We start from the raw sequence: 24,254 nt of genomic DNA, 5'->3' as shown, positions 1-24,254 counted from the left end.
GCTACGGGCGGGGGCGGGGCCGGTCCTCGTCCCGGCCGGACGCCGCGCGGGCAGCCGCTTCGAAGTCCGCTACGTCGATGACGTCCGCGTGCAGCGGCAGGACGGAGTGCATCAGCAGCTCGTGGCGGGCCGGGTCGCCGTCGGCGCATGCATCGCGCAGGACGAGCAGGCGGTAGTCGCGGTCGGCGGCGTCCCGGACGGTGGACAGGACGACGCCGCAGGTGAAGGTGCCGGCCAGGACCAGGGTGTCGATGCCCTGGCCCCGCAGCAGCGCGTCGAGGCCGGTGGTGCTGAAGGCGCTGACGCGGGTCTTGGTGACCGTGTGCGCGCGCCCGCCGGTGCGCAGCAGAGGGTGGACGTCGGCCTCCGGTGCGCCCTCGGCCAGACGGCCGGCCCGGGCCAGGGGCGCGAACGCCTTGTTGTGGGCGGGTACGGCGGCGTGGTCCTCGGGGGCGAAGGCGACGCGTACGTGCATCTCCTGGATGCCTGCCGCCAGTGCGGCCCGTTGGGCGCGCCGGGCGCGTTCCAGGAGCCGCTCCGGCTCCGGGAGGTCTTCCAGTACGGCGGGCTGGAAGTCCATGAGGAGCAGGGCGGTGCGGTGCGGCACCAGGGCGGGTGACGTGCTCGGCACAGGGGTTCCTTCTGTGGGATACGGCTGGTGTGGCTTGCGGAGGCGGCCGGTGCGGCTTCGACAGGCGTGCACCGAGCACTCCGGCGCTATTACTTCAGCGCTGAATAATCCTGTAGTGTAGTAACAGTGAAGAGCGATGACCAAACCTTCTGGCTCAGCCCTGACGAGCTGCGGGTCTTCCGCGCCGTCAACCGCACCTGGGAGGCCCTGACGGCCCAGCTCGACCGCGTCCTGGAGGAGGAGGCGGAGCTGCCGCGCAGCTACTTCGACATCCTGTGGCGGCTGCGGCGCGCCCCGGGCCAGGCGCTGCGGATGAGCCGCCTGGCGGAGATCACCCACTCCAAGGCCAGCCGGATCACGCACGCCGTCGGCCGCCTGGAGAAGGCCGGGCTGGTCCGCCGGGAGGTCCCCGAGGGCGACCGGCGCGGCTGGCTGGCCGTCCTCACCCCGAAGGGGCTGGAACGGGCGGAGCAGGCCGCACCGGTTTACGCGCGCGGCGTGCGCGAACACCTCCTCGACCAGCTCACCCCCGACGAGCGCGACCAACTCACCGCCATCGGCGAGAAGCTGCTCGCCCGCCTGGACCCCGAGGCGCTGCCCGGCGCCGACGACAAGGAAAGGAGAGACGCATGACGATTCCGCCGACCACCCGCATCCCCACCCGGGCCGCACCGCCCGGAGAGAGCGCCGCCGCCGGCCCCGGGCGCCTGTGGCAGGTGCAGGTCATCGCCGGGCTCGGCGGGTTCCTCGCCGGCGTCAACACCTCCACGATGGACGTGGCGCTGCCCACCGTCAGCCGCCACTTCGGCGCCTCGGCCTCCGCGGCCTCCTGGACGCTGCTGTCCTACATGCTCGTCACCACGGTGCTGGTGTTCGTCTTCGGGCGGATCGCCGACATGATCGGCCGGCGCCGGATGTACGTGGGCGGTATCGCCCTGCTCACCGCCGGCAGCCTGCTGTGCGGACTGGCGCCGGGCATCGTCTGGCTGATCGTCTTCCGCTGTGTGCAGGCCATCGGCGCCGCCGCGCTGCTGTGCAACATCACCGCGCTGATCACGGACGCGTTCCCGGCCCGCCGGCTGCCGACCGCGCTGGGCGTCAACGCCACGATCGCCGCGCTGGCGCAGGTCCTCGGCCCGGCCGTGGGCGGCGCCCTGGCCTCCGGACTGGGCTGGCGCGCGGTGTTCTGGTTCAACGTGCCCGTCGGGCTGATCGGCCTGGTATGGGCCCGGCTGAGCCTGCGTCCCGGCACCACGCCCACCGGACGGGAGCCCTTCGACTACGTCGGGGCGCTGCTGTCGACCCTGGCGCTGGGCGGTCTGATCCTGGCCCTGTCCGAGGGCGGGACGCTGGGCTGGAGCAGCACGCCGGTCCTGGCCGGCCTCGCCCTCTTCGCCGTCTTCGGCCCGCTCTTCCTCGCGGTCCAGGCACGCCGGCGGCACCCGCTGCTGGACCTCGCCCTGTTCGCCGACCGGGCCCGGTCACTGGCCTATCTCGCGCTGTTCCTGACGGCGATGGCCTATTTCGCCGTCGTCCTGCTGATGTCGCTCTACCTCCAGGCCGCGGCGGGCATGGCGCCCTACCAGGCCGGTCTGCACGTCCTCTACGTCGCGCTGGCCATGGCGGCCACCGCGCCGGTCGCCGGCCGCCTGCGGGAGCGGTTCTCCGCCAGGGGCCTGGCCAGCACCGGTCTGGCCCTGACCGCCGCCGGCCTGTTCGCCCTGGCCGCGGTGGTGGACCCGGGGATGGACAACGCCGTACTCGCCGGGTGCCTGCTGGCCGTGGGCGCGGGCGTGGGGCTGTTCATGACCCCGAACACCAGCGCCATCATGGGCTCGGTCCGCGCCGATCGGCGCGGTATCGCCAACGGCGTGCGCCAGACCGTCCAGAACGCCGGCTACGCGGTCAGCACCGCGCTGGCACTGGCGATCGCGACCGGCGGCCTGCCCACACCGGTCCAGCGGGCCGCCTACTCCGGCACCGTCTCCGCCCTCTCCCCGCACACCCTGCACGCCCTGACCGGCGGCTACCGCTGGGCGCTGCTGACCCTGGCCGCGATCTGCGTACTCGGCCTGATCGCGTCCCTCAGCCGGGGACGGGCCACCACCCCCACCCGCTGAGGCCCAGTGGCCTCCGCGGCGTGAGCGGTCGGTGGGGGTGGGCCGCTGGGTGATCGCCGTGTTCGAGCGGCCGCCGGCCGGCGGTTCCCCGACGTACCCCCGGTCGGCGTGCCGGGGCGAGGGCGAGGGCCGGCTCCGGCCCCCACCCCAGGTCAGAACGGGCCGAAGAGCCAGTTGCCGGGGGCCTGCGGGTCGTCGCTGGTGTAGTACTCCTCCGTCGCCTTGCGGATCTCCTCGCGGTCCAGGACTCCGTTGCCGTCCAGGTCGAGCTTGGCGAAGGCGGTGCGGAGGTCGTCGGGCGCGGCGCCGAGCGTCTTGGTGTACATGGTGAGGAACTCGCCCTCGTCGATGACGCCGTTGCCGTCGGTGTCGCAGATGTCCATCCAGGCGTCCACCATCAGACCGAGGCGCTCCAGGTGGCCTTCGCGGTCATTCGTCGCCGCTTTGCGCATGCCGGTGAGGAACTCCTGCCGGTCCACGTACCCGTTGCCATCGGTGTCCATGGGCGACAGGTCCATGGCCCACAGCGCGCGGAACGCGTCCTTCAGGCGCTGGATCTTCGCGGACTCGCCGGTCATGTCGAAGGCGCCGGCGAGCCGCTCGGCGAGGACCATCAAGTCCGCTTCCACCAGCCCGCCGTCGCCGTCGGTGTCCAGCATCGCGAAGGCCCGCAGCAGCTTGCGGTCGAGGATGTCGTCGGTGCCGTGCATGGCGATTCCCGTCGTTCGTGCGCGGTGCCCCGGTGGCGCCACGTTCATCACATATGGGGAAACGAGCGGACTTCTGCTTTGATACGGCCCGACCGTTCATCCACCATGCGGTCCACCAACCCCCCTGAAACGCACCGCACTTGCGAGGTCTGGACCCTTGATGCACAGCTCCTGTCTGCCCGCCGCTGTCCTGCGCCGCATGGAGCGCCATGCGACCCGGGTACGTGAAGACTGGGAGGGGCGCCACATCTTCGACGGCGCGTCGCCGGGCCGGGACGCGGTCGTCGTCTCCACCAACGACTATCTGCGCCTGGCCAGGGAGCCGCGCATCGTCGAGGCGATGGCCGGCGCCCTCCTCGCCGAGGGCAACAGCACTCTCATGTCGGGTGCCTACCTGCGCGGCGACCACCCGCATCTGCTCCTCGAGGCCGAACTCGCCCGTCACATGGGGGCGGCCGCGGGCATTCTCACCCAGTCGGGCTGGGCGGCCAACACGGGGCTGCTGCAGGCCATCGCGGGCCCTGACATGCCGGTCTACATCGACGTGCTCGCCCATATGTCCCTGTGGGAAGGGGCTCGCCAGGCAGGTGCGCCGCTGTACCGGTTCCGCCACAACGACCCCGCTCACCTGCGCCGCCGCGTCACGGCCCACGGTCCGGGGATCGTTCTCGTCGACTCGGTCTACAGCACCGACGGTACCGTCTGCCCCCTCGTGGACGTCGCTGAACTGACGTCCGAGACAGGCTGCGTACTCGTCGTGGACGAGTCGCATTCCCTCGGCACCCACGGAGCGCTCGGTGAGGGCCTGGTCGCCCACCTGGGCCTCGGCCACCTGGTCCACTTCCGAACGGCCAGTCTCTCCAAGGCATTCGCGGGCCGTGCCGGACTGATCGCCGGCAACACCCCGGAATTCACTGACTACTTCAAACTCGAAGCCCATCCGGCGATCTTCAGTTCCACCCTGCTGCCCCATGACATCGCGGGCCTGGAAGCGACGCTCTCCGTGGTACGCGAAGTCGCACAGCGCCGCGAGCGACTGGCCTCGGTCTCCGCACGCGTCCGTTCCCAGCTCACCGCGCTCGGCATCGATGTGCGTCACTCCCGCAGCCAGATCATCGCCTTGGAGGGCGGCACCGACCGGCAGACCATGGCCCTGCGCGACGCCCTGGAAGAGCGCGGCGTATTCGGCTCCGTCTTCTGCCCGCCGGCCACACCCCGCGCCCGCTCCCTCGTGCGCCTCTCCCTCCACGCCGCACTCTCGGACACCGACGTCGAGCGCCTGGTGGATGCCTGCCGGGCCACCCGCCCCCTCATGCGCGCAGTCACCCCGTAAACCCGCCAGGCAGAGTGCCGTCGCCCGCCGGCGGATGCGTCGCCCCTCGGCCATCGGTTACGGTGGGCGCATGTCTACGCCTCGAGTTTCCTAGCCAAGGACCCGCTTCCACGCCAGAAGTGTGTCCTTTCGCTATCTCGGAGCGTTACCTCATGATTACCGTTCGCGGTGTGGAGCTGCGCGCGGGCGCGCGCCTGCTGCTCTCCGATGTCTCCTTCACCGTTTCCCCCGGCGACCGCATCGGCCTGGTCGGCCGCAACGGCGCGGGCAAGACCACCTTGATGAACGTCCTCGCCGGGCGGACCAGGCCCGCCGCCGGGGCGGTCACCCGCACCGGCCCGGTCGGTCTGCTGGCCCAGGATTCCCGCGCGGCCGACCCGGCCGTCACCGTGACCGACCGGATCCTGTCCGCCCGCGGCCTGGACCGGGCCCTGCACGCCCTGCGCGCGGCCGAGGCCGCCATGGCCGACGCCGCCGAGGGCGCCGCGCTGGAGCGGGCGATGGGCGCCTACGCCCGCGCCGAGGCCGCCTTCCAGGCCGGCGGCGGATACGCGGCCGAAGCCGAGGCCGCCCGGATCGCGGCCGGTCTCGGGCTGCCCGACCGGGTGCTGGGCGAGCCGGTCGGCGCGCTGTCCGGCGGCCAGAAGCGCCGGGTGGAACTCGCCCGCATCCTGTTCGCCGGACACCGCGGCACGCTGCTCCTCGACGAGCCGACCAACCACCTGGACGCCGACTCCGTCGCCTGGCTGCGTGCCTTCCTCCAGGGCCACCGGGGCGGTCTGGTGGTGATCAGCCACGACACCGATCTGCTCGCCGAGGTCGTCAACCGGGTCTTCCACCTGGACGCCACCCGCGCGGTGATCGACCTCCACAACACCGGCTGGGCCTCCTACCTCGCTCAGCGGGACGCCGATGAGCGGCGCCGGACACGGGAGCGGACGAACGCCGAACGCAAGGCAGCCGCCCTGCGCGCCCAGGCCGACAAGATGAAGGCCCGGTCGGCCACCGCCGCCATGGCCAAGAGCATGGCCCGCCGCGCCGACCGGATGCTGGCGGAGCTGGAGCCGGCCCGCCGCGCGGAGAAGGTCGCCAAGATCCGGCTGCCCGAGCCCGCCGCGTGCGGGCGGATGCCGCTCGGCGCGGTCAGCCTGGCCAAGTCCTACGGCGGCCACCGGGTACTGGACGGCGTGGACCTGGCCGTCGACCGGGGCAGCCGCCTGGTCGTCCTCGGTCTCAACGGCGCGGGCAAGACCACCCTGCTGCGCCTCCTGGCCGGCCAGGAACGGCCGGACGCCGGACGGGTGGTGCACGGACACGGGCTGCGCCTGGGCTATTTCGCGCAGGAACACGACACCCTCCGCGCCGAGCGGACCGTAGGGGAGAACTTGCGTGCCGCGGCCCCGCACCTCACGGACGGCGAACTGCGGCGCGTGCTGGGAGCGTTCCTCTTCACCGGCGACGACGCGGACAAACCGGCCGGCGTCCTCTCCGGCGGCGAGAAGACCCGCCTGGCCCTGGCCGGCCTGGTCCACTCCGGCGCGAACGTGCTGCTGCTGGACGAACCGACCAACAACCTCGACCCCGCCTCCCGCACCGAGGTCCTGGCCGCGGTCGGCTCCTATCCCGGCGCGATCGTGATGGTCACCCACGACGAGGGCGCCCTCGACGCCCTCCGCCCCGACCGCGTCCTGCTGCTGCCGGACGCGGACGAGGACCTGTGGAACGAGGACTACCGGGACCTGGTCTCCCTCGCCTGACCACGACTACGGCCGCGGCCACGACTACGGCCGCGGCCACCCCGCCCCGGGCGGGCGCTCCGCCGGCGTCATCCGTCCGCACCGAAGGTCCTGGACCCGGCGATCCGCCCGGCCGTCTCGCGGAGCCAGATGTGGGCGGCGTCGTGGGTGTGCACGGGATGCCACCACAGGGCCTCCTGGACGGGTACGGCTTCGTAGGGGCACTCCAGGACGCGTACGGGAGCCACGCCGCGCAGCCGGTCGGCGAGGAGTGCCTGGACGAGGGCGATCCGGCGGGTCCCGGCGACGAGCCAGGGCAGCGCCTGGAAGCTGTCGACGGAGACCTCCGTCCTGGGCTCGATGCCCAGCATGCCGAGCTGCCGGACCGCGGGCGCGTCGTAGGTGCGCTGGTAGGTCACCCAGGGCAGGCGGCGCAGGTCGTCGAGGGTGAGGCGTGCGCCCACGTCGGGGTGGTCGTCGGCGACCAGGAAGACCCAGCGGTCGCGGTACAGCTCGACCGCGGGGAAGCCGCTGATGACGCCGTGCGGCATGAGCAGTCCGTCGGCCGTGCTCAGCAGCGTGCCGGTGTTCTCGGTGACGTCCGGGGGCGCCTGCCGGAAGCGCAGCCGGATGCCCGGGGCCTCGGCGTGGACCGTGCGGGCCAGTTCGGCGCCGAAGACCGCCACGGCGTAGTCGGAGGCGAGGAGGGTGAAGGTGTGGGTTTCGTGCGCCGGATCGAAGTCGGCCCGGCTGGTGAAGACACGGTCCAGGAGGTCGCAGGCGGCGGCTGTGCGGTCGAGGAGGACTTGCCCGAGCGCGGTCAGTTCGTAGCGGCTGCCGACGCGGGAGAGCAGGTCGTCGTCGAAGTGGCGCCGCAAGCGGGCCAGGGCGGCGCTCATGGCGGGCTGGCTGAGTCCGACGCGCTGCCCGGCCCGCGTGACGCCGCGCTCCTCGAGGAGCGCCCGGAGAGCGGTGACGAGGTTGAGGTCCAGGCTGGCCAGGTTCACGGTGCTCCCCAGGTGCGGTACGTCGCGCGCGCTCATAACGGCCGACGAGGGTCGGTCATTCACAGCGTGGATGGAAGGCATCCACGGAATCGATTTCCCTTATCCATGGTGCGCGGGCCAGATTAGTCCCCTCGCCATCGGGAGGACATCGTCGTGGATTCCGCAGCCTCTTCCGCCCTCTTCACCGGGCCGTTCGCCCTCGGTACGTTCTCCGTCCGGGGATCCGGCGCGCCCGCCCACCCGGGCCTCGTCACCCCCGAGGGCGAGGTGCTCGACCTGCGCGCGGCACTGGACGACCCGCGGCTGACCGTGCGGACGCTGCTGGAGGACTGGGACGCCGTGCTGCCGCGCCTGCGCGACCTCGCCGCCTCCCGGACGGGGGACCGGCGACCGCTCGACGCGCTGACCGTGCACGCGCCTCTCGAGCCGCGGCAGGTCTTCCAGTCCGGCGCCAACTACCGGCAGCACGTCATCGACTTGGAGATGGCGCACCGTTCGCCCGACGACCCGCGCACGGCGGACGAGGCGCGGGCCGAGATCGCCGAGATCATGGACCGGCGCGCCGCCGAGGACCTCCCGTACGTGTTCACCGGGCTGCCCAGCGCGCTCACCGGTCCGTACGACGACGTGGTCCTGCCGGACTGGTGCGAGAAGCCCGACTGGGAGCTGGAGTTGGCCGCGGTCATCGGCAGGCCGGCCCACCGGGTGGCGGCCGAGGACGCCCTGTCGTACGTCGCCGGCTACACCATCGCCAACGACCTGACCGACCGCGCCGCCGTCTTCCGCCGGGACATGCCCGCCATCGGCACCGACTGGCTGCGCGCCAAGAACGCCCCCGGCTTCACCCCGCTCGGCCCCTACCTCGTCCCGGCCGCATCCCTCGCCGACCCGTCCGGCCTCCGGATCACGCTGAAGCTGAACGGCGAGACCATGCAGGACGAGTCCACCAAGGACATGCTGTTCGGCGTCGCGCGCCTGGTCTCGTACGTCTCGCGGACGGCCCGGCTCCTGCCCGGCGATCTGGTGCTGACGGGCAGTCCGGCCGGCAACGGCCTGCACTGGGGGCGGCTGCTGCGCCCCGGCGACGTCATGGAGGGCTCGATCACCGGACTCGGTACGCAGCGCACCCGCTGCGTCGCCGAGGGGGTGTCGTGATCGACCGCACCGACCCCGAGGGGGCGATAGCCGAGGCCGCCAAGTCGTGCTCCAACTGGGGGCGTTGGGGCGCGGACGACGTCCTGGGCACGCTCAACTTCCTCGACGAGGCCAAGCGGTGCGAGGGCGCCGCGCTGGTCCGCCGGGGGGCGAGCTTCTCGCTGTCGCAGCGGTTCGACATGGACGGCCCGCAGCGGGGCTGGCGGCGCCGCACCAATCCGGTGCACACCATGCTCGACACCGGGACGGACGCGGCCCTCGGCAACCAGGGCTTCCCGCACGGACTGGGCGGCGCCGACGATGTCATCGCCATGCCGCTGCAGTGCTCCACCCAGTGGGACGGGCTCGGGCACATCTTCGACCACGGCCGGGCGTGGAACGGCCGCCCCGCCGAGGACGTCGTCACCTCCGACGGCGACCTGGTCACCGGCATCGAGCACATGGCCCCGTACGTCGCCGGGCGCGGCGTACTCCTCGACGTCGGTCGGGTCATCGGGGAGGACGGCGAACTGCCCGATGGTTTTCCCATCACCGAGCAGCACCTGGCCGCCACCGCGCGGGCGCACGGTGTGCGGGTGGGCCGGGGCGACCTCGTCGTCGTACGCACCGGGCGGCTCACCCGCGCCCGCCGCGAGGGGTGGGGCGAGTACGCCGGAGGCGCGTCGCCGGGCCTGTCCTTCACCACCGCTGCCTGGCTGCACAGCAGCGAGATCGCCGCGCTCGCCACCGACACCTGGGGGTTCGAGGTCCGGCCCAACGAGTTCGACCACGCCTTCCAGCCGCTGCACCAGGTCGCCATTCCCCATATCGGCCTGCTCATCGGCGAGATGTGGGACCCGGACGCGCTCGCGGAGGACTGCGCGGAGGACGGCGTGTACGAGTTCTGGCTCACCGCCGCGCCCCTGCCGATCACCGGAGCCGTCGGCTCACCGGTCAACCCGATCGCCGTCAAGTAGCCGCCCGGGAGGAACCCGTCCATGTCCCGTCCCACCACCCGTCCCACCCCCCGCTCCGTCCTCGTCGTCGGCGGCGGCACCGCAGGCAACGGCCTCACCGTCCTGCTGCGCCGGGCCGGTATCGCCGTCGACCTGGTCGAGGCCGAGGCCGACTGGAACGCCACCGCGGGCTCCGGCATCACCCTCCAGGGCAACGCCCTGCGCGTCCTGCGCGAGATCGGTGTCTGGGAACAGGTCCGCGATCTCGGGTTCCCCTCCCACGAACTCGCCATCCTCGCCGTCGACGGCACCGTCCGGCACGTACGGAAGGACATCCGCACCGGCGGCGACGGGCTGCCGGCCACCGTCGGCATGCGCCGCCCCCAGCTGCAACGCCTCCTCATCGACGCGGTACGGGCCTCCGGCGCCCGGGTCCGGCTCGGCACGACGGTCACCGGCCTGCGCCAGGACGCGGGCGGTGTCGACGTCCGCTTCTCGGACGGCGGCGAGGGCCGCTACGACCTGGTGGTCGCCGCGGACGGCCTGAACTCCGCCACCCGCGCCCTGATCGGCATCGAGGACCGGCCCGCGCCCACCGGCATGGCGATCTGGCGGGCCCCCGCGCCCCGCCCCCGGCACGTCCGGCGCACCGAGATCGTGTACGGCGGCCCCTGCTTCATCGCCGGCTACTGCCCGACGAGCGAACACACCGTCTACGCCTACCTGGCGGAGCGCAACCGCGACCGCGCCACCCTGCCCCCGTCCGCGTACGCCGAGGAGATGCGGGCCCTGGCCGCGGGATACGGCGGTGCCTGGGAGGAGATCCGGGCCTCGATCACCGACTCCGCGCAGGTCAACTACACCTGGTTCGACCGGCTGCTGGTCGAGGGGCCGTGGCACCGGGGCCGGGTGGTGCTCGCCGGCGACGCGGCGCACTGCTGCCCGCCGACCCTCGCGCAGGGCGCCGCCATGTCCCTGGAGGACATCGCGGTCCTGGCCGAGCTGCTGACCACCCGCGCCGACTGGGACGACCGGCTGTTCGCCGACTACCGCGACCGCCGCCTGCCCCGCGTACGGACGGTGGTCGACGCCTCGGTGCGGCTCGGCCAGTGGCTGCTGGACGGCGTACGGGACGCGGACGTCCCCGGCCTGATCGGCCGCACCATGGCGGTCCTCGAGGAGCAGCCATGACCGGCCTCCCGGCGTTTCCCACCTGTCCCACCGTGGACGTCCACGCCCACCTCCTGCTCCCGCGGGTGGAGGAGGCCGTGGCCGGGCACCCCGCCCTGGCCGGGGCCCGCGTCCTCGACGCCCGCCGCAACGGCCGCGCGGCCCTGGCCGTCAACGGCCCCATGGTCCGCGACCGCATCCCGCTGCTCACCGACCCGGCCCGGCGGCTGGCCGCCATGGACGCGGCCGGTATCGACATCCAGCTCGTCTCCCCGTCCCCGTCCCACTACCACTACTGGGCCGACGAACAACTCGCCCGCACCGCACACGAGTTGGCCAACACCGGCACCGCCGCCCACTGCGCCCAGGCACCGGACCGGCTGTACGGCCTCGGCCTGGCCCCGCTCCAACACCCCCGACTGGCCGTCGAGCTCCTCGACCACGCCCTGGACCAGGGCCTGCTGGGCATCGAGATCTCCTCGCACGCCCCCGGCCGCGAGCTGTCGGACCCGGCGTACGAACCGCTGTGGACGCGCGCGGAGGACACCGGCGCGATCATCTTCCTGCACCCCTTCGGCTGCACCCTCGACGAGCGCCTGGACCGCTGGTACCTCTCCAACACCGTCGGCCAGCCCACCGAGAACGCCGTCGCCCTCTCCCACCTGATCTTCTCCGGCGTCCTGGACCGCCACCCGGACCTGACGCTGATCGCCGCGCACGGCGGCGGCTACCTCCCCACCCACATCGGCCGCTCCGACCATGCCTGGCGGGCCCGCCCCGACGCCCGCGGCTGCGCGCACCGGCCCAGCAGCTACCTGGGGCGCCTGTACTTCGACTCCCTCGTCCACGACCCGTACGTACTACGGGAGTTGGTCCGCGCCGCGGGACCGGACCGCGTCCTGCTCGGCTCCGACTTCCCCTTCGACATGGGTACCGGCGACCCCGTGGCCGCCCTGCGCGCCGCCGGCCTGCCCGATGCCGACTTCCACGCCGTACGCGGAGCCAACGCGGCGGCTCTCCTCCCGCTTGCGCGAAAGGACTGATATGCGTCTGCTCACCCACCTCCGGCACGTCGACCTCGCCGTGCCCGACTACGGCAGGCAGCTCGACTTCTACGCCGGTGTCTGGGGCCTGACCAAGGTCGCCGAGGACTCCGGCCTCGCCTTCCTGGCCGCCGAAGGCTCGCCCGAGAGCTACGTCATCCGGCTGCGCGAGGCCGCTGAGAAGCGCCTCGACCTGGTCTCGTACGGCGCCGTGGACGCGGCCGCCGTCGACACCCTCGCCGAACGGCTCCTCGCCGGCGGTGTTCAGCTGATCTCCCGGCCGGGCCGGATCGACACCCCGGGCGGCGGCTACGGCTTCCGCTTCTTCGACGTCGACGGCCGCACCCTCGAGGTCTCCGCCGATGTCGGGGCCCGGCGGCACCGCCGGATCGAGGAGAAGGAGGCGATCCCGGTCCGCCTCTCCCACGTCGTGCTCAACTCCCCGGATCTGAACCGGACCAGGGCCTGGTACGAGCGCTTCCTCGGCTTCGCGCTGAGCGACACCCTCAGCTCCCCGCGCATGGGGGAGGTCATGCACTTCCTGCGGATCAGCAGCCAACACCACTCCATGGCCATCGCGCAGGGCCCGCACACCGCCCTGCACCACGTCTCGTTCGAGATGCGCGGGCTGGACGAGTACATGCGCGGGTCGGGGCGGGTCATGCGGGCCGGCTTCCGCAAGATCTGGGGCCCGGGCCGGCACCTGGCGGGCGACAACACCTTCACGTACTTCCTCGACCCGCACGGCAACACCGTCGAGTACACCACCGAACTGGAGGAACTCGACGAGGACACCTGGCATCCGCACGTCTACGACTTCTCCCGGCCGGAGGTCACCGACCAGTGGGGCACCGCCAACCCGATGAACGAACTGGTGGCGAAGGAGTCCTTCAACGACGTGGACCGCGGCGTGTTCGTCGCCCCGCCGGTCTGACCCGCCCTGGAGCCCTCATGCGCTTCGCCAGTTACGCACACCTCGGCCGCCCGCGCCTCGGCGTCGTCGGGGACGGCGGCCGCCTGCACCCCGTCCCCGGCCACGACTCACTCCTCGACCTGCTGCGCGCCGGCCGTCTCCACGAGGCGGGCGCCGCGGCGCTCGGCGCACCCGAGGGCCCGCGGCTGCCGGACGTGGCGCTGCTGCCGCCCCTCCAGCCGCCGACCGTACGGGACTTCGTCACCTTCGAGGAGCACGTGGCGGGCGTCCGCCGCTCCGTCGACGGCACCGCCGGCGTACCGGACCAGTGGTACCAGGCCCCGGCCTTCTACTTCACCAACCCGTACGCCGTCATCGGCCCCTACGACGATGTCCCCGTGCCGCCTGGTTCCGCCGTCCTCGACTTCGAGCTCGAAGTGGCCGCCGTCATCGGCCGCGCGGGCCGCGATCTCACCCCCGGGCAGGCCCGCGACCACATCATCGGCTACACCGTCTTCAACGACTGGTCGGCCCGCGACCTCCAGTCCGCCGAGATGGCGGTCGGCCTGGGCCCCTGCAAGGGCAAGGACACCGCCACCACGCTCGGCCCGTACCTCGTCACCGCCGACGAACTGGAGCCGTATCGCGACTCCGACGGCTTCCTGTGCCTGGCCCTGACCGCCGCGGTCAACGGCGAGGTCGTCGGCCGCGACCTGCTGTCCCACATGAGCTGGACCTTCGAGGAGATGGCGGCGTACGCCTCCCGCGGCACCTGGGTCCGGCCCGGTGACGTCCTGGGCTCGGGCACCTGCGGCAACGGCGGCTGCCTCGCCGAACTCTGGGGCGTACGGGGCGAGCAGTCACCGCCGCCGCTGAAGCCCGGCGACACCGTCACGCTCACCGTCGAAGGCATCGGCACGGTCTCCAACACCGTGGTGCCCGGGGTCGCGCCCGTGCCCCTGACGGCCGCCCGCAGGCGTCCCGGGCCCCGGCGGTGACACCTCGCGTCAGCGATGCCCGCTGTCCCGCCCGCGCTGCGCGTCCGGTTGCGTCTCGCCGTGTCCGCCGCGCAGTTGCTCGTTGATGCGCTGGGCTTCTTCGAGTTGGTCCTCGAGGATGACGATGCGGCAGGCGGCCTCGATGGGGGTGCCCTGGTCGACGAGTTCGCGGGCGCGGGCGGCGATGCGCAGCTGGTAGCGGGAGTAGCGGCGGTGGCCGCCTTCGGAGCGCAGCGGGGTGATCAGGCGGTGCTCGCCCAGGGCGCGGAGGAAGGCGGGGGTGGTGCCGAGCATCTCGGCGGCCCGGCCCATGGTGTAGGCGGGGTAGTCGTCGTCATCGAGGGGGGTGGCGGGGCGGGTACTGCGAGGGGGCATAGACCTCTTCTTCCGGGGGGACGCGTCGGGGGGCCCGGGTGCCGTACGGCACCCGGGCCCCGAGCTTTCACACCATCTGCCGGCTGACCGCGCCGGCTCTTTGCTTCCGCAGGCACCGCCTGGGAGGGCGGGGCTGCGGGGATCGCGGTTGCGTGACCGGGGACCACCTTCCAATCGGGGCCTGCGGTACCCGGGCGGACTGCTTCCTCACCCGGGCGATCCTGATGGCGTTCTGCTCCTTTACCTTCGGTTACTCGGTTGTACTGCTGGATACCGCGGGTACTGCTCGCGGCCTTGCGGGGCCGCGTCCTGCTTCACACCTGCACGGCAGTTCGTCTCTGCCGCGCCTTCTCCGACTTCCTGGTTACGCCACAAAGCTAACCCTGCAACGGGCCAATGTCTACTGCGACCGCGATAGATTTTCTACGTGGCTAATGCACGGAGTTCTGCCGCGGGCAGGATCGGAAGTGTGGCCCCTCCGGTGGAGTCGGACTGATCCTCCCGCTGCACCTCGGCGAGTTCCTGGAGCAGCCTGCGCTTCGACCGGGCGCCCACCATGGACCGCACCGGTTCTCCGTCGCGGAACACCATGAACGTGGGCGCCGATCGCACGGCGTAGGAGAGGGTGGTCCGCGGGCTGGTGTCCACATCGATCTGGACGACCTTGAGCCGGTCGCGCTCCTCTTCCGCGACGGCGTGCAGGACCGGCGCCATCTGGCGGCAGGGCGGGCACCAGTCGGCGGTGAACTCCACCAGCACCGGAAGGCCGGAGTTGAGCACCTCCTCGTGGAAGGTGGCGTCGGTGACCTCCCGCAGTGCCCCGGTCCCGTTCTCCATGGTCATCCCCTCATCCCCTCATCTCGCAGCGCGGTGCCGGTCCGCCGGGCAAGTCCGCCTCCGCCCGCACCAGTTCCGCGGCCACCTGGTCGCGTACCGAGTTCAACTGGCCGATCAGCGCGTCGAGTTCGTCGATCTTGCGGCGGTACTGATCGAGTGACGCCGGGCAGGAGTCCCCCTGCGGGTGCCCCGCCCGCAGGCACTCCACGAACGGCCGGGTCTCGTCCAGGCCGAATCCGAAGTCCTGCAACGTGCGGATCTGCGCGACCAGGCGCAGGTCCTCGTCGTCGTACACCCGGTACCCGTTGACCGCTCGCCGTGCCGGCAGCAGGCCCCGGGACTCGTAGTACCGCAGGGTCCGGGTGCTGACCCCGGCCCGTTCCGCAAGCTCACCGATGCGCATACGAGGACGCTAAACGTTGACGCCGGCGCCAAGGCAACGCACCGGCCCGGCCGGGCAACGCAACCTTCGCGCGGGGCCATCCGGGTGATAGGGGATCGGGGGCATTGCCCGCCTTGCCACCCTGATGGGTTACTGAGGGCGTCCAATCCGGTGAGCCGCCCATCTTCTCCGGGGGAGCAAGTGACGGCGGTCCCTGTTCGCTTCCCGGTTTGGAGTACCAGCCCCGCACCGGTTCGAGGGCGATGCCGCGCAGGTTTCCTCGGCAGAGGATGTGCTTCCACCGCCCGTGCCTTCTGCGGACACGGCGGGAGCACCGGCTCGCATGACCGCCTGGGGGCATCATGCCAACTGCTCGTGCTCTTCGCTCCGCGCTCGTGCTCTGTTCCCTGACCGCGGTACTGGCCGCCGCCCCGGCCACCGCACACGCTCAGATACCCGTCCTGTGCAATGAGAACGCACTGGTGGCCGCCGTCAACGCGGCGAACGCGGCAGGCGGGGACACCCTGGCCCTGGCTCCGTTCTGCACGTACACGCTCACCAGCGCGCACGGCAGCGCCTCGGACGGGCCGGTCGGGCTGCCGCCCATCACCACCCCGATCACCATGGCGGGACTGGGGACGACCATCACCCGTGCTGCCTCGGCACCACCGTTCCGGGTGCTCGAGGTGCAGGGGGACGCGAACGTCCCGGGAACCAACGGCCAGCTCTCCCTGGCCGCGATCACCGTCCGAGGCGGCAACGCCCCGGCCCCCGACCCGGGGGGCGGCATCAGCAACCGGGGTGGCGCGGTGACCCTGGTGTCCAGCTCGGTCACCGGCAACAGCGCCGTGGCCGGCGGGGGCATCTACGTCGACAACGGAACGGTGTCGCTGACGGCCAGCGGCGTCACCGGGAACTCCGCCACCACCGCCGGCGGCGGCATCTACCGCAACTCCGGCGTGGTCAGCCTGCTGGTCAGCAATGTCAGCGGGAATACGCCGGACAACTGCGCCCCCGCGGGGAGCGTTCCCGGCTGCACGGGCTGACGGCCCGGCACCCGCACCGCCGGCCCGCCACCGGCCACGGCGCCGCACGTTCGCGGCGGCCTGAGCGCGCCCCTCCCGGCGGGCCCCCACTCGTCCTGACGACACCTCAAGGAGACCCGCATGCCCATTTCTCCCAACCAAGGCTCCACCGGCGGCGGAACAACCGTCACCATCACCGGCACGAACCTCGCCGGCGCCACCGCCGTCCACTTCGGCTCCAAGCTGGCGACGATCACCGCCAACACCGCGACCTCGGTCACGGTGATCTCCCCCTCCGGGACGGGGACCGTCAACGTCACGGTGACCACCGCGGGCGGCACCAGCAACCCGCTGCCGTTCTACTACGTGGGCGCCCCGTTCAAGTCGAGCATCAGCCCGATCTCCGGGGTCACCGGGGGCGGCAACACGGTCACCATCAACGGCACCGGCCTGTCCACCGCCACCTCGGTGGCCTTCGGCGCCGCCACCGCCGTGCCGACCGTGGTGAACGACAGCCAGCTCACCGTCGTCGTGCCGCCCGGTGCAGGACCCGGGTCGGTCGGCGTCAGCGTGACCACCGCGGGCGGCACCAACAACGGGTTCACGTACACCTACGTCGACGCACCGACCATCGCCACCGTGCTGCCCGCGGCCGGACCGACGTCCGGCGGAACGCCGGTGGCGATCACCGGCACCGGCCTGACCACCACGCAGTCGGTCACCTTCAACGGGGTACCGGCGCCGTTCACCGTGATCAGCGACACCGTCGTTTCGGCCGTCACCCCGCCCGGCGCCGCCGGCACCGTGGACGTCGTGGTCACCACGACCGGCGGGTCCGCGACCGCCATCGGAGCCTTCACGTACACCGCAGGGCCCGGCATCTAGCGATCCGGGTCGCTGAGCCCGGCCGTCCGGCCGGGCAGCGCGGGGACCTGTCCGCCCCCCTCCACCCCCTGGGCAGGTCCCCGCGCCTTCTCGCTCCATGAACACCAGCCACCCCGGGCCGGACCCGGTACGGGCGCCGGCCGACCAGCAGCACGAGGAGCCGATCCCCTTGAGCGCATCCCGCCACCCCTCCAGCACATCGTCCGCACCGGCCGCCGCGGCACCACCCGCGGTCTCCTCCCTGTCGCCCGCCTCGGGGCCGCTCGGGGGAGGGAACAGCGTGACGGTGAACGGCACGAACTTCACCGGAGCCACCGAGGTCCGCTTCGGCGCGAACCGGTCGCCGTCCTTCACCGTCGTTTCCGACACCCGGATCACCGCCATCGCCCCCGCCGGGACCGGGGCCGTCCAAGTCACCGTGACCACCGCCTCGGGCACCAGCTCGCAGTTCGTCACCTACGCGTACACCCAGGTGTCGGGGCCGGTGCTGAGCTCGGTGGCGCCGTCGTCCGGCCCTCCGTCGGGCGGGACGCCGGTGACGCTGACCGGGGCGGGGCTGTCCGGCGCGACGGCGGTGCGGTTCGGGTCGACCCCCGCGTCGTCCTTCACGGTGGTCTCCGACACCCAGGTCACGGCGGTGGCCCCGGCGGGTTCGGGGACCGTGCAGATCACGGTGACGACACCGGGCGGGACCAGCAACGGGCTGGCGTACACCTACGCGACGGTCCCCGCCGTGAGCGCCGTGAGCCCGAACCAGGGGCCGCTCTCCGGCGGGAACACGGTGACCTTGACCGGCAGCAACTTCTCCGGGGCGACCGCGGTCACCTTCGGCGCCACGCCGGCCACCGCCTTCTCGGTGGTCTCCCCGACCACGATCAGCGCCGTCGTACCGGCGGGGCTGCCCGGACCGGTCCAGATCACGGTCACCGGGCCCGGCGGAACGAGCTCCCCGGGCGTCACCTACTTCTACGTCGCGGTCCCCGTCCTCAACGATGTCCAGCCCGGCTCCGGCCCGCTGGCCGGCGGCAACACCGTGACGCTCACCGGGAGCCATCTCCTCGGCGCGACCGCGGTGCGGTTCGGGTCAACGGCCGCGTCGTCCTTCACCGTCGTCTCGGACACCGCCATCACCGCCGTCGTGCCGCCCGGCTCCACGGCGGGCGCGGTCCCGGTCACCGTCACCACCCCCGGAGGGACCGGCGGCGGAGTCTCCTATCTGTACCTCGGGGCGCCCGTACTCAGCGCGCTGAGCCCGGCCCAGGGGCCGTTGTCCGGTGGCGAGACCGTCACCCTCACCGGCAGTGGGCTCGGCGCGACCACCTCGGTGCGGTTCGGTACCGTCCCCGCCGCGTTCACCGTGGTCTCCGACACCGCGGTCACCGCCGTGGCCCCGCCCGGGCCCGCGGGACCGGTCGGCGTCACGGTCACCGCCCCCGGCGGAACCAGCGCCGCTGTGACCTTCACCCGCGTCCCGCCACCGGTGATCTGAGCGCCGGGTGCGGGCCGACCGCCGCCACCGCCCGGGGGACAAGCGGTCGGCGGCCGAGAGGAGTTGGCCGTGCGCACGCTCATCGCGTCCGCCGGTTCGTATGGGGACGTGGCACCGTACACCGGCTTAGGAGTGCGTCTGTCGGCGGCCGGGCACGAGGTCGTGGTCGCCACCCACGAGCGGTACGCCGGCCTGGTCCGCCGTTGCGGGCTGGGCTTCCTGCCGCTGCCGCTCGACCGCGGTCCGGCGGCGCGGGCCCCGCACCGCGGACACCGCGCACCGACCAGGAGGCCCGGCCTGTCCGGCATCGAGCAGATACGGCTGGTACGGGACCTGGGGCCGGTGATGGCCGACGCGCTGGCGGACGCCTGCGCGGGCGGCGCGGAGGCGCTGCTGTACTCCAGCAGCCTGGCGCCCCTGGCGCTGGTGGCGGCGGAAGGGCTGGGGCTGCCCAGCGCGGGGGTCTTCCTCCAGCCGCTGGCGCCGACCCGGGAGTTCCCCCCGGTCATACACCGCGTTCCCGCGCTCGGTCCGCTGGGCAACCTGGCCGCGGGCCGCGGTGCCCAGGCAGTGCTGGACCACGTCTTCGCCCCGGCGGTGCGGTACTTGCGGCGGCGGATGGGGGTCACGGCGGAAGCCGTCGCGCTGCGCCGGGCGATGACGCCCGTGTGCCACGGTTTCAGCCCCAGGGTGGTGCGCAGACCCGCCGACTGGCGGCCGGGCATGGAGGTGGTGGGGTACTGGTGGCCGGCGTCCGATCCCGACTGGACGCCGGACGCCGGGCTGGTGGAATTCCTGCACTCCGGCCCGCCACCGGTATTCGTCGGTTTCGGCAGCATGGCTCCCGGAGACCCCGAAGAGCTCGGCCGCCTGGTGGCCCGCGCCCTGAAGCTCGCCGGGGTGCGCGGCGTGGTGCAGACCGGCCCGGCCGGACCGGCCCTCCGGGGCCCGGACGTGCTGACGATCGGCGAGGTGCCGCACGACCGGCTCCTGCCGCACATGTCGGCGGTGATACACCACGCGGGAGCGGGCACCACCGCGGCCGGACTGCGGGCCGGGGTGCCGGCGGTGCCGGTGCCGATGATCCTGGACCAGCCGTTCTGGGCGTCCCGTCTGACGGCCCTCGGGGTCAGTCCCGGCGCGGTGCCGGTGCGGCGGCTCTCGCCGGAACGGCTCGCGGAGGCCGTACGGCGGGCCGTGTGCGATCCGCGGTACCGCGAGCGCGCGCAGCGCCTCTCCGCGCTGATCGGCGCCGAGGACGGGGCCGGGGAAGTCCTCGCCGCGGTCGAGCGGTTGGTGCGCTGAGCCGGTGACGGCCGCCTGCTCCGTCCCCCAACTGCCGTATTCTCAGCGGGAGTTGCTCCAATAGGGTGAAGTGGAGCAATTCCTTGACGCGGGGGATGCCTGGCTTGGTTAACTGGGCCCATCCGAACCGGCGGGTCGCCCACCCTTTCTCCGGGAAGTCGGCGTCCGACACCCGCCCGCTCGCGCCTCAACAGGCAAACCTCTGGCGGCAGTTGCCACTTCCCCTGCGGTCCCTCGGCAGAGGGGCCCGGCGTTCCCCCCGGTACCAATCCGCCTCGCCACTCGGCGAGGACACCTCCGCATGGGAGTTCCACATGAACCGCATCCGCATCGTCACAGGCACGGCCACCCTCGCGGCGGCTCTCGTCCTGGGCGCCGCTCCCCTGGCCTCGGCCGCCGCCCCCGCCCGGGTGGCCGTCTCGGCCTGCGTGACCGACCTCCAGGCCGCGCAGTCCTCCAACAACGCCGCCATCTCGGCCGACCAGGTCAACAACACCGCGGCGGCCCGCAACCACAACCTGTCCACCGCGACCTCGCTGCTCTCCGCCGCGGTCGACTGCCTCGGGCAGCCCTCGACGGTGACCGCCAACGTCCTCACCGCGACGACCAGCAACGCGGCCGCGGTGGTGTTCAACCTGCTCGGGGCGTCGGGCGCGGCCCTGGACTCCGAGCGGTCGACGGCCTCGGCGATCAGCCAGGCCCTCGCCAACGCCAGCTGACCGCAGGGTGATCAAGTGAGTGCCCGGGCCCCAGGCCCGGGCACTTCGCCGTGTCCGGCTCACGGCCCCGGCAGGCTTCCGCACCCCGCCCGGCCGTCACGGCGGTGGAGCGACCGACCCCGTTCCGGCGTATCGGTTGTCATTCCACCGGAACGCACGCTGAGCCGAACGAGTGGCTCCGCGTCAATGGCATTGTCTGGCGACAACCCTTCTGGGTTACTGGTAATGCCTGGTTGGCGGGCCGTCCATCCCCCGCGGGCTTCAGTGGTCGGCCACCCCCGGTCCCCGCGTTCGGGACCGGGCGGGAAGCCCGGCAGCGCGACGGCCCTCATCGCTCGCGGTGAGCGAGCCCTGACCGCCCCCTCGGCGTTTCCCCGCCGGTACGGCCGGCTGCTGTCCGTGCCCGGACCTCCGGCTCACGCACCACACCGGTCGTGAGCCGGGCCGGGCGACAAGCCGCAGACAGCAGGAGGACTTCCGTGTCCACACCCACAACCCACCCCACTCCGCAGGCCCAGCTCCAAGTCCCGCCGTTCCCGCCGTTCCCCTTCCCGGGCCTCGGCCCGGTGCTGCTCGCCGTGCTGCCGAACTCCGGCCCGGTCGCGGGCGGCAACACGGTGACGCTGTTCGGACTGGGGCTGGCCGGCACCACCAGCGTCCTGTTCGGCAGCACGCCGGCGACCATCGTCGGCCAGGACCCGCTCGGGCTGACCGTCACGGTGCTGGCCCCGGCACACGCGGCGGGCGCCGTGCAGGTCACCGCCACCAACGCGGCGGGGACCAGCAACCCGGTGACCTACGTGTACGTGGCGCCGGCGGGCCCGCAGGCCACGCTGATCATCCCCACCAGCGGTCCGGTCGCGGGCGGCACCCCGTTCGCCATCATCGGTTCCGGACTCCAGAACGGGAGCGTCACGTTCGGGGGCACCCCGGCGACCGTCCTGGGTACCGACCCGAGCGGCACGGTGCTGTTCGGCACCACGCCGGCCGGGCCGGTCGGCGGCGGCAACGTCCCGGTCGTCGTGACGACTCCGGGCGGCAGCGCGACCGTCCCCGGCGGGTTCACCTACCTGCCGGTCGTCCCGCCGCCCCCCATCGTCACCGTCCCGATCACGCCTGTCTCCGGGACCGCTGGCCTGACCTTCACCATCACCGGCACCAACCTCAGCGGGGCCACCGTGCTGTTCGGCGCCACCCCCGCCACCGGTGTCACCGTCAACGTGGGCGGGACCGTCATCACCGGCCTCGTCCCGCCCGGGACGCCCATGACGACCGTCCCGGTGACGGTCCAGACCCCGGGTGGCAGCGTGAGCGCCGGCACCTTCACGTACCTGTGAGGTGACGGCCCTCCCCAGGCCCAGGCCCCGGCGCACGGCCCCAGGCCGCCGGCGCCGGGCCTGACGGGGAGCGCGCGGTGAACCAACCCCCGTCCGGTCCCCGTCCCGTTCAGGGACGGGGACCGGACCTTTGCGGCGGCACCCCCGGGGACGCCTCCGGTACGGGGCCGTCAGCCGGGGGGAGATAGCGCCGGAGCTCGGCCGGGGAGGGACGCTCGGCCACGTCGTTCAGCACGGACAGCGGCACACCGGCGGCGGCCAGCCATGTCAGTCCGGTGGGCCGCAGGTCCTGGCGCAGCAGGAACTCGTGCCCGAGCTCCACCACGACCTCGTCCCAGCCGGTCGCCTCCCTCAGCAGCGGGGTGGAGAAGCGGCCGCCGGTCGGCCCGGTGAACAGCCGCGCCTGCGGGGTGTGGCGGGCCGCCCGCAGCCTCGCGGCGAGCAGCATCCGGGCCGCCGGACGCAGCGGCACGGTGCGCCGGCTCTTGCCCCGGTACCCGCAGTCGCGCAGCCCGCCCGGCACGAAGACCGTGTGCCGGCACACGTCCCAGGTCCAGTCGACCGGGTCGATGTCCCCCGCGCGCAGCGCCGACACCTCACTGAACCGGGAGGCCGTCCAGGCCGCGAAGCGCACGATGTCGCCCCAGCCCTCGTAGCCGTCCGGGGACCGCTGGACGAGCCGGGCCGCCAGGCGGTCGAGCGCCGCCGGGCCGGGCAGCGCCAGCGACCGCGGTGCGGTCCGTTCGCGCTGGGCGCGCTGGTACTCCCGCTGCCAGCCGATGATGCGGGCGGGGTTGGCGTCGAGGAGGCCGTCCCGTACGGCTTGTTCGAGGACCCGCACCAGCACGGCCAGGCTGTTCTTCACCGTCGAAAGACCGCACTCATCGGCGATCCAGCAGTGCAGCGCCCGGTTGACGGCCCGCCGGGTCATCGCGCGGACCGGTACGTGCCCCAGGCTCGGCAGGACCCGCAGCCGCCACCCGGCCTCGTACGGGCACATCGTCAGCGGCTCCAGCCCGCGCATCGCCGTGGCCCACCGGGATTCCCCGTACTCGGCGAGGGACATCGTGCCGCCGGCCGCCGCGCGGGGAGACCGGTGCGAGGAATCAATCGTCATTCTCGAAATAGCCCTTGTCTGAGGTGGGTTGGGGCCGTGCCGGATGGCGGGATGTATTCGTACGGGCCCGGAACGGAGCTCTCCCTCACCGAAAAAGACTGCCGAGGCAACCAAATGCGCGGCGGCCGGCGTCCTGTTTTCGCAGGAGGCATGGGAGGGCTGCGCCGGTCATGGATGAATTAAAAGCATCCGGCAATGCCGGTGCGCAAGTCGCTTGGTGTGCGTCAGCGGTTTTTCGCGCTGCTCCGAATGGGTGGCCTTATCGGTTGACTGTTGTCGCCCGACCTGAGCCCGTGGATAACTTGACGCATCCAACCGGTGGGCCGCCCACCCTCTCCGGGGAGCGGCATCCGGCCTACTCGTCGGCCCGGCCCAGTGCCTGGTTGCGAGTTGGACCGTTGCCGTATGGGCGTCCCCGGCAGAGGGTTTTGGATCCGTCAGCCGGTGCCGGTATTTCCGGCACCGGCTGATCGGCCCCACCTCAGCCAGGGGGCGTCATGCGATCGATTTCCGCGTGGTGGCCGATGCCCCGGACGCCACACGCGGCAGCGGCTTCCGCTTTCCCCGCTGCCGGCGGCGGCCGCCGGCCGGCACGGCCCGGCAGTACGCCGGGCCCAGCCCTCGCCGCCGCTCCGCCACCCACCGCCCCGCGGTGACCTCCGCGCAGGTTCCCCCACCGCACCTCTGCACCGCCATCGGCCGGAAGCCCGGCCGTGGCCCGCGAACCCGCGAATGAACCCCGGAGTGGACCATGCCACGGAAGAGCATCGTGATTCTCGTCGACGAGCCCGGGGGAACAGCCCTTCCCCATATCTCCGATAACGATGTCCGGGATCCGGTACGCCTCGTGCGCGGCAGCGGATACGAGCGTTTCGAATTCTACGGCGAATACGCGGAGCTGGACGGTGAACAGGTCCCCGTGTATCGCTGGCATTACCGCACGTCTATTGCCGAATAGGCGTCGCGCTCCCGCAGAAAAACCAGTTCACAGGGGACGGTATCCGACGGTCCCCGTGAGGGACGGAGTCCTGC

Annotated in this window: 23 protein-coding genes and 1 pseudogene; 17 read left to right on the top strand and 7 right to left on the bottom strand. The window is 72.7% G+C overall.

The features are described 5' to 3' along the window. Position 1: 1 nt before the first annotated feature. Entirely contained in the window at positions 2-631 is a 630-nt protein-coding gene (locus ADL22_RS13200) for a cysteine hydrolase family protein (RefSeq protein ID WP_234430673.1), read from the bottom strand. 126 nt (positions 632-757) lie between these two features. Here ADL22_RS13200 and ADL22_RS13195 point away from each other — a divergent pair, with 126 nt between their 5' ends. Then, positions 758-1,264, top strand: a complete 507-nt coding sequence (locus tag ADL22_RS13195; RefSeq protein WP_066977592.1) for a MarR family winged helix-turn-helix transcriptional regulator — start codon at positions 758-760, stop codon at positions 1,262-1,264. Continuing rightward, entirely contained in the window at positions 1,261-2,751 is a 1,491-nt protein-coding gene (locus ADL22_RS13190) for a DHA2 family efflux MFS transporter permease subunit (RefSeq protein ID WP_079064084.1), read from the top strand. Before ADL22_RS13195 ends, ADL22_RS13190 begins: the two co-directional genes overlap by 4 nt. 152 nt (positions 2,752-2,903) lie before the next feature. On the opposite strand, the gene ADL22_RS13185 is transcribed toward ADL22_RS13190, so the two are convergent. Further along, entirely contained in the window at positions 2,904-3,461 is a 558-nt protein-coding gene (locus tag ADL22_RS13185) for an EF-hand domain-containing protein (protein ID WP_066977589.1), read from the bottom strand. Positions 3,462-3,621: 160 nt separating this feature from the next. Between ADL22_RS13185 and cqsA the strand changes: the two genes are divergently transcribed. Beyond that, complete coding sequence (gene cqsA / locus ADL22_RS13180) at positions 3,622-4,794, top strand: alpha-hydroxyketone-type quorum-sensing autoinducer synthase (RefSeq protein WP_066977587.1); 1,173 nt, start codon at positions 3,622-3,624, stop codon at positions 4,792-4,794. A 152-nt stretch (positions 4,795-4,946) separates the two neighbouring features. Beyond that, a complete protein-coding gene (locus tag ADL22_RS13175; protein ID WP_199836284.1) occupies positions 4,947-6,551 on the top strand; it encodes an ABC-F family ATP-binding cassette domain-containing protein in 1,605 nt (534 codons plus the stop codon). 68 nt (positions 6,552-6,619) lie between these two features. Here ADL22_RS13175 and ADL22_RS13170 read toward each other — a convergent pair whose 3' ends face one another. Next, positions 6,620-7,537, bottom strand: coding sequence for a LysR family transcriptional regulator (locus ADL22_RS13170; protein ID WP_066977643.1), 918 nt, complete (start codon positions 7,535-7,537; stop codon positions 6,620-6,622). A gap of 153 nt (positions 7,538-7,690) precedes the next feature. Between ADL22_RS13170 and ADL22_RS13165 the strand changes: the two genes are divergently transcribed. The 6 genes from ADL22_RS13165 to ADL22_RS13140 are packed head-to-tail and all read left to right on the top strand — an operon-like array spanning position 7,691 to position 13,751. Beyond that, positions 7,691-8,692, top strand: coding sequence for a fumarylacetoacetate hydrolase family protein (locus ADL22_RS13165; RefSeq protein WP_107116285.1), 1,002 nt, complete (start codon positions 7,691-7,693; stop codon positions 8,690-8,692). Continuing rightward, complete coding sequence (locus ADL22_RS13160) at positions 8,689-9,648, top strand: cyclase family protein (protein ID WP_199836283.1); 960 nt, start codon at positions 8,689-8,691, stop codon at positions 9,646-9,648. Before ADL22_RS13165 ends, ADL22_RS13160 begins: the two co-directional genes overlap by 4 nt. 21 nt (positions 9,649-9,669) lie before the next feature. Continuing rightward, entirely contained in the window at positions 9,670-10,818 is a 1,149-nt protein-coding gene (locus ADL22_RS13155; protein WP_066977582.1) for an FAD-dependent oxidoreductase, read from the top strand. Then, positions 10,815-11,840, top strand: a complete 1,026-nt coding sequence (locus ADL22_RS13150) for an amidohydrolase family protein (protein WP_066977579.1) — start codon at positions 10,815-10,817, stop codon at positions 11,838-11,840. The genes ADL22_RS13155 and ADL22_RS13150 overlap by 4 nt, the downstream gene beginning before the upstream one ends. A 1-nt stretch (position 11,841) precedes the next feature. Beyond that, positions 11,842-12,774 (top strand): VOC family protein, encoded by a 933-nt coding sequence (locus tag ADL22_RS13145; RefSeq protein ID WP_066977575.1) that lies wholly within the window; start codon positions 11,842-11,844, stop codon positions 12,772-12,774. A 17-nt stretch (positions 12,775-12,791) separates the two neighbouring features. Next, positions 12,792-13,751 carry a fumarylacetoacetate hydrolase family protein gene (locus ADL22_RS13140; RefSeq protein ID WP_066977572.1) on the top strand — a complete coding sequence of 320 codons (960 nt, stop codon included), beginning with the start codon at positions 12,792-12,794 and terminating at the stop codon, positions 13,749-13,751. A 9-nt stretch (positions 13,752-13,760) separates the two neighbouring features. Here ADL22_RS13140 and ADL22_RS13135 read toward each other — a convergent pair whose 3' ends face one another. From ADL22_RS13135 to ADL22_RS13125, 3 genes and pseudogenes are all read right to left on the bottom strand, one after another. Next, on the bottom strand, positions 13,761-14,126 hold the full coding sequence (locus ADL22_RS13135; protein ID WP_066977569.1) for a helix-turn-helix domain-containing protein: 366 nt from the start codon (positions 14,124-14,126) through the stop codon (positions 13,761-13,763). Positions 14,127-14,633: 507 nt separating this feature from the next. Further along, positions 14,634-14,969, bottom strand: a pseudogene (locus ADL22_RS13130) (thioredoxin family protein); the annotation flags it as partial. A 4-nt stretch (positions 14,970-14,973) separates the two neighbouring features. Next, positions 14,974-15,366: a MerR family transcriptional regulator gene (locus ADL22_RS13125; RefSeq protein ID WP_066977566.1), complete on the bottom strand. Its 393-nt coding sequence runs from the start codon at positions 15,364-15,366 to the stop codon at positions 14,974-14,976. Between the two features lie 374 nt (positions 15,367-15,740). On the opposite strand from ADL22_RS13125, the gene ADL22_RS13120 reads away from it, so the two are divergent. From ADL22_RS13120 to ADL22_RS13095, 6 genes are all read left to right on the top strand, one after another. Continuing rightward, positions 15,741-16,391, top strand: a complete 651-nt coding sequence (locus ADL22_RS13120) for a hypothetical protein (protein ID WP_234430672.1) — start codon at positions 15,741-15,743, stop codon at positions 16,389-16,391. Between the two features lie 120 nt (positions 16,392-16,511). After that, positions 16,512-17,255 (top strand): IPT/TIG domain-containing protein, encoded by a 744-nt coding sequence (locus ADL22_RS13115; RefSeq protein ID WP_066977561.1) that lies wholly within the window; start codon positions 16,512-16,514, stop codon positions 17,253-17,255. Positions 17,256-17,352: 97 nt separating this feature from the next. After that, positions 17,353-18,744, top strand: a complete 1,392-nt coding sequence (locus ADL22_RS13110; protein ID WP_079064082.1) for an IPT/TIG domain-containing protein — start codon at positions 17,353-17,355, stop codon at positions 18,742-18,744. Between the two features lie 132 nt (positions 18,745-18,876). Continuing rightward, positions 18,877-20,049 (top strand): glycosyltransferase, encoded by a 1,173-nt coding sequence (locus tag ADL22_RS13105; protein WP_324615543.1) that lies wholly within the window; start codon positions 18,877-18,879, stop codon positions 20,047-20,049. Between the two features lie 314 nt (positions 20,050-20,363). Then, positions 20,364-20,768: a hypothetical protein gene (locus ADL22_RS13100; RefSeq protein WP_066977555.1), complete on the top strand. Its 405-nt coding sequence runs from the start codon at positions 20,364-20,366 to the stop codon at positions 20,766-20,768. A 479-nt stretch (positions 20,769-21,247) separates the two neighbouring features. Next, complete coding sequence (locus tag ADL22_RS13095) at positions 21,248-22,105, top strand: IPT/TIG domain-containing protein (protein ID WP_066977552.1); 858 nt, start codon at positions 21,248-21,250, stop codon at positions 22,103-22,105. Positions 22,106-22,214: 109 nt separating this feature from the next. Here the strand turns inward: ADL22_RS13095 and ADL22_RS13090 are convergent, their stop codons facing one another. Next, positions 22,215-23,222 (bottom strand): tyrosine-type recombinase/integrase, encoded by a 1,008-nt coding sequence (locus tag ADL22_RS13090; protein ID WP_199836282.1) that lies wholly within the window; start codon positions 23,220-23,222, stop codon positions 22,215-22,217. 751 nt (positions 23,223-23,973) lie between these two features. Here ADL22_RS13090 and ADL22_RS13085 point away from each other — a divergent pair. After that, positions 23,974-24,180 carry a DUF5988 family protein gene (locus ADL22_RS13085; protein WP_066977546.1) on the top strand — a complete coding sequence of 69 codons (207 nt, stop codon included), beginning with the start codon at positions 23,974-23,976 and terminating at the stop codon, positions 24,178-24,180. Positions 24,181-24,254 lie beyond the last annotated feature (74 nt).

The sequence above is a fragment of the Streptomyces sp. NRRL F-4489 genome, assembly GCF_001509485.1.
Taxonomy (GTDB): Bacteria; Actinomycetota; Actinomycetes; order Streptomycetales; family Streptomycetaceae; genus Streptomyces.
This window is presented reverse-complemented; position numbering and strand designations above follow the sequence as displayed.

What these genes read in the sequence shown, in the direction of transcription:
- ADL22_RS13140 (WP_066977572.1), top strand. Translation starts at nt 12,792, where the DNA reads ATGCGCTTCGCCAGTTACGCACACCTCGGCCGCCCGCGCCTCGGCGTC.
- ADL22_RS13090 (WP_199836282.1), bottom strand. Translation starts at nt 23,222, where the DNA reads ATGACGATTGATTCCTCGCACCGGTCTCCCCGCGCGGCGGCCGGCGGC.
- ADL22_RS13110 (WP_079064082.1), top strand. Translation starts at nt 17,353, where the DNA reads ATGAACACCAGCCACCCCGGGCCGGACCCGGTACGGGCGCCGGCCGAC.
- ADL22_RS13125 (WP_066977566.1), bottom strand. Translation starts at nt 15,366, where the DNA reads ATGCGCATCGGTGAGCTTGCGGAACGGGCCGGGGTCAGCACCCGGACC.
- ADL22_RS13175 (WP_199836284.1), top strand. Translation starts at nt 4,947, where the DNA reads ATGATTACCGTTCGCGGTGTGGAGCTGCGCGCGGGCGCGCGCCTGCTG.
- ADL22_RS13085 (WP_066977546.1), top strand. Translation starts at nt 23,974, where the DNA reads ATGCCACGGAAGAGCATCGTGATTCTCGTCGACGAGCCCGGGGGAACA.
- ADL22_RS13150 (WP_066977579.1), top strand. Translation starts at nt 10,815, where the DNA reads ATGACCGGCCTCCCGGCGTTTCCCACCTGTCCCACCGTGGACGTCCAC.
- ADL22_RS13190 (WP_079064084.1), top strand. Translation starts at nt 1,261, where the DNA reads ATGACGATTCCGCCGACCACCCGCATCCCCACCCGGGCCGCACCGCCC.
- ADL22_RS13145 (WP_066977575.1), top strand. Translation starts at nt 11,842, where the DNA reads ATGCGTCTGCTCACCCACCTCCGGCACGTCGACCTCGCCGTGCCCGAC.
- cqsA (WP_066977587.1), top strand. Translation starts at nt 3,622, where the DNA reads ATGCACAGCTCCTGTCTGCCCGCCGCTGTCCTGCGCCGCATGGAGCGC.
- ADL22_RS13100 (WP_066977555.1), top strand. Translation starts at nt 20,364, where the DNA reads ATGAACCGCATCCGCATCGTCACAGGCACGGCCACCCTCGCGGCGGCT.
- ADL22_RS13185 (WP_066977589.1), bottom strand. Translation starts at nt 3,461, where the DNA reads ATGCACGGCACCGACGACATCCTCGACCGCAAGCTGCTGCGGGCCTTC.
- ADL22_RS13115 (WP_066977561.1), top strand. Translation starts at nt 16,512, where the DNA reads ATGCCCATTTCTCCCAACCAAGGCTCCACCGGCGGCGGAACAACCGTC.
- ADL22_RS13135 (WP_066977569.1), bottom strand. Translation starts at nt 14,126, where the DNA reads ATGCCCCCTCGCAGTACCCGCCCCGCCACCCCCCTCGATGACGACGAC.
- ADL22_RS13155 (WP_066977582.1), top strand. Translation starts at nt 9,670, where the DNA reads ATGTCCCGTCCCACCACCCGTCCCACCCCCCGCTCCGTCCTCGTCGTC.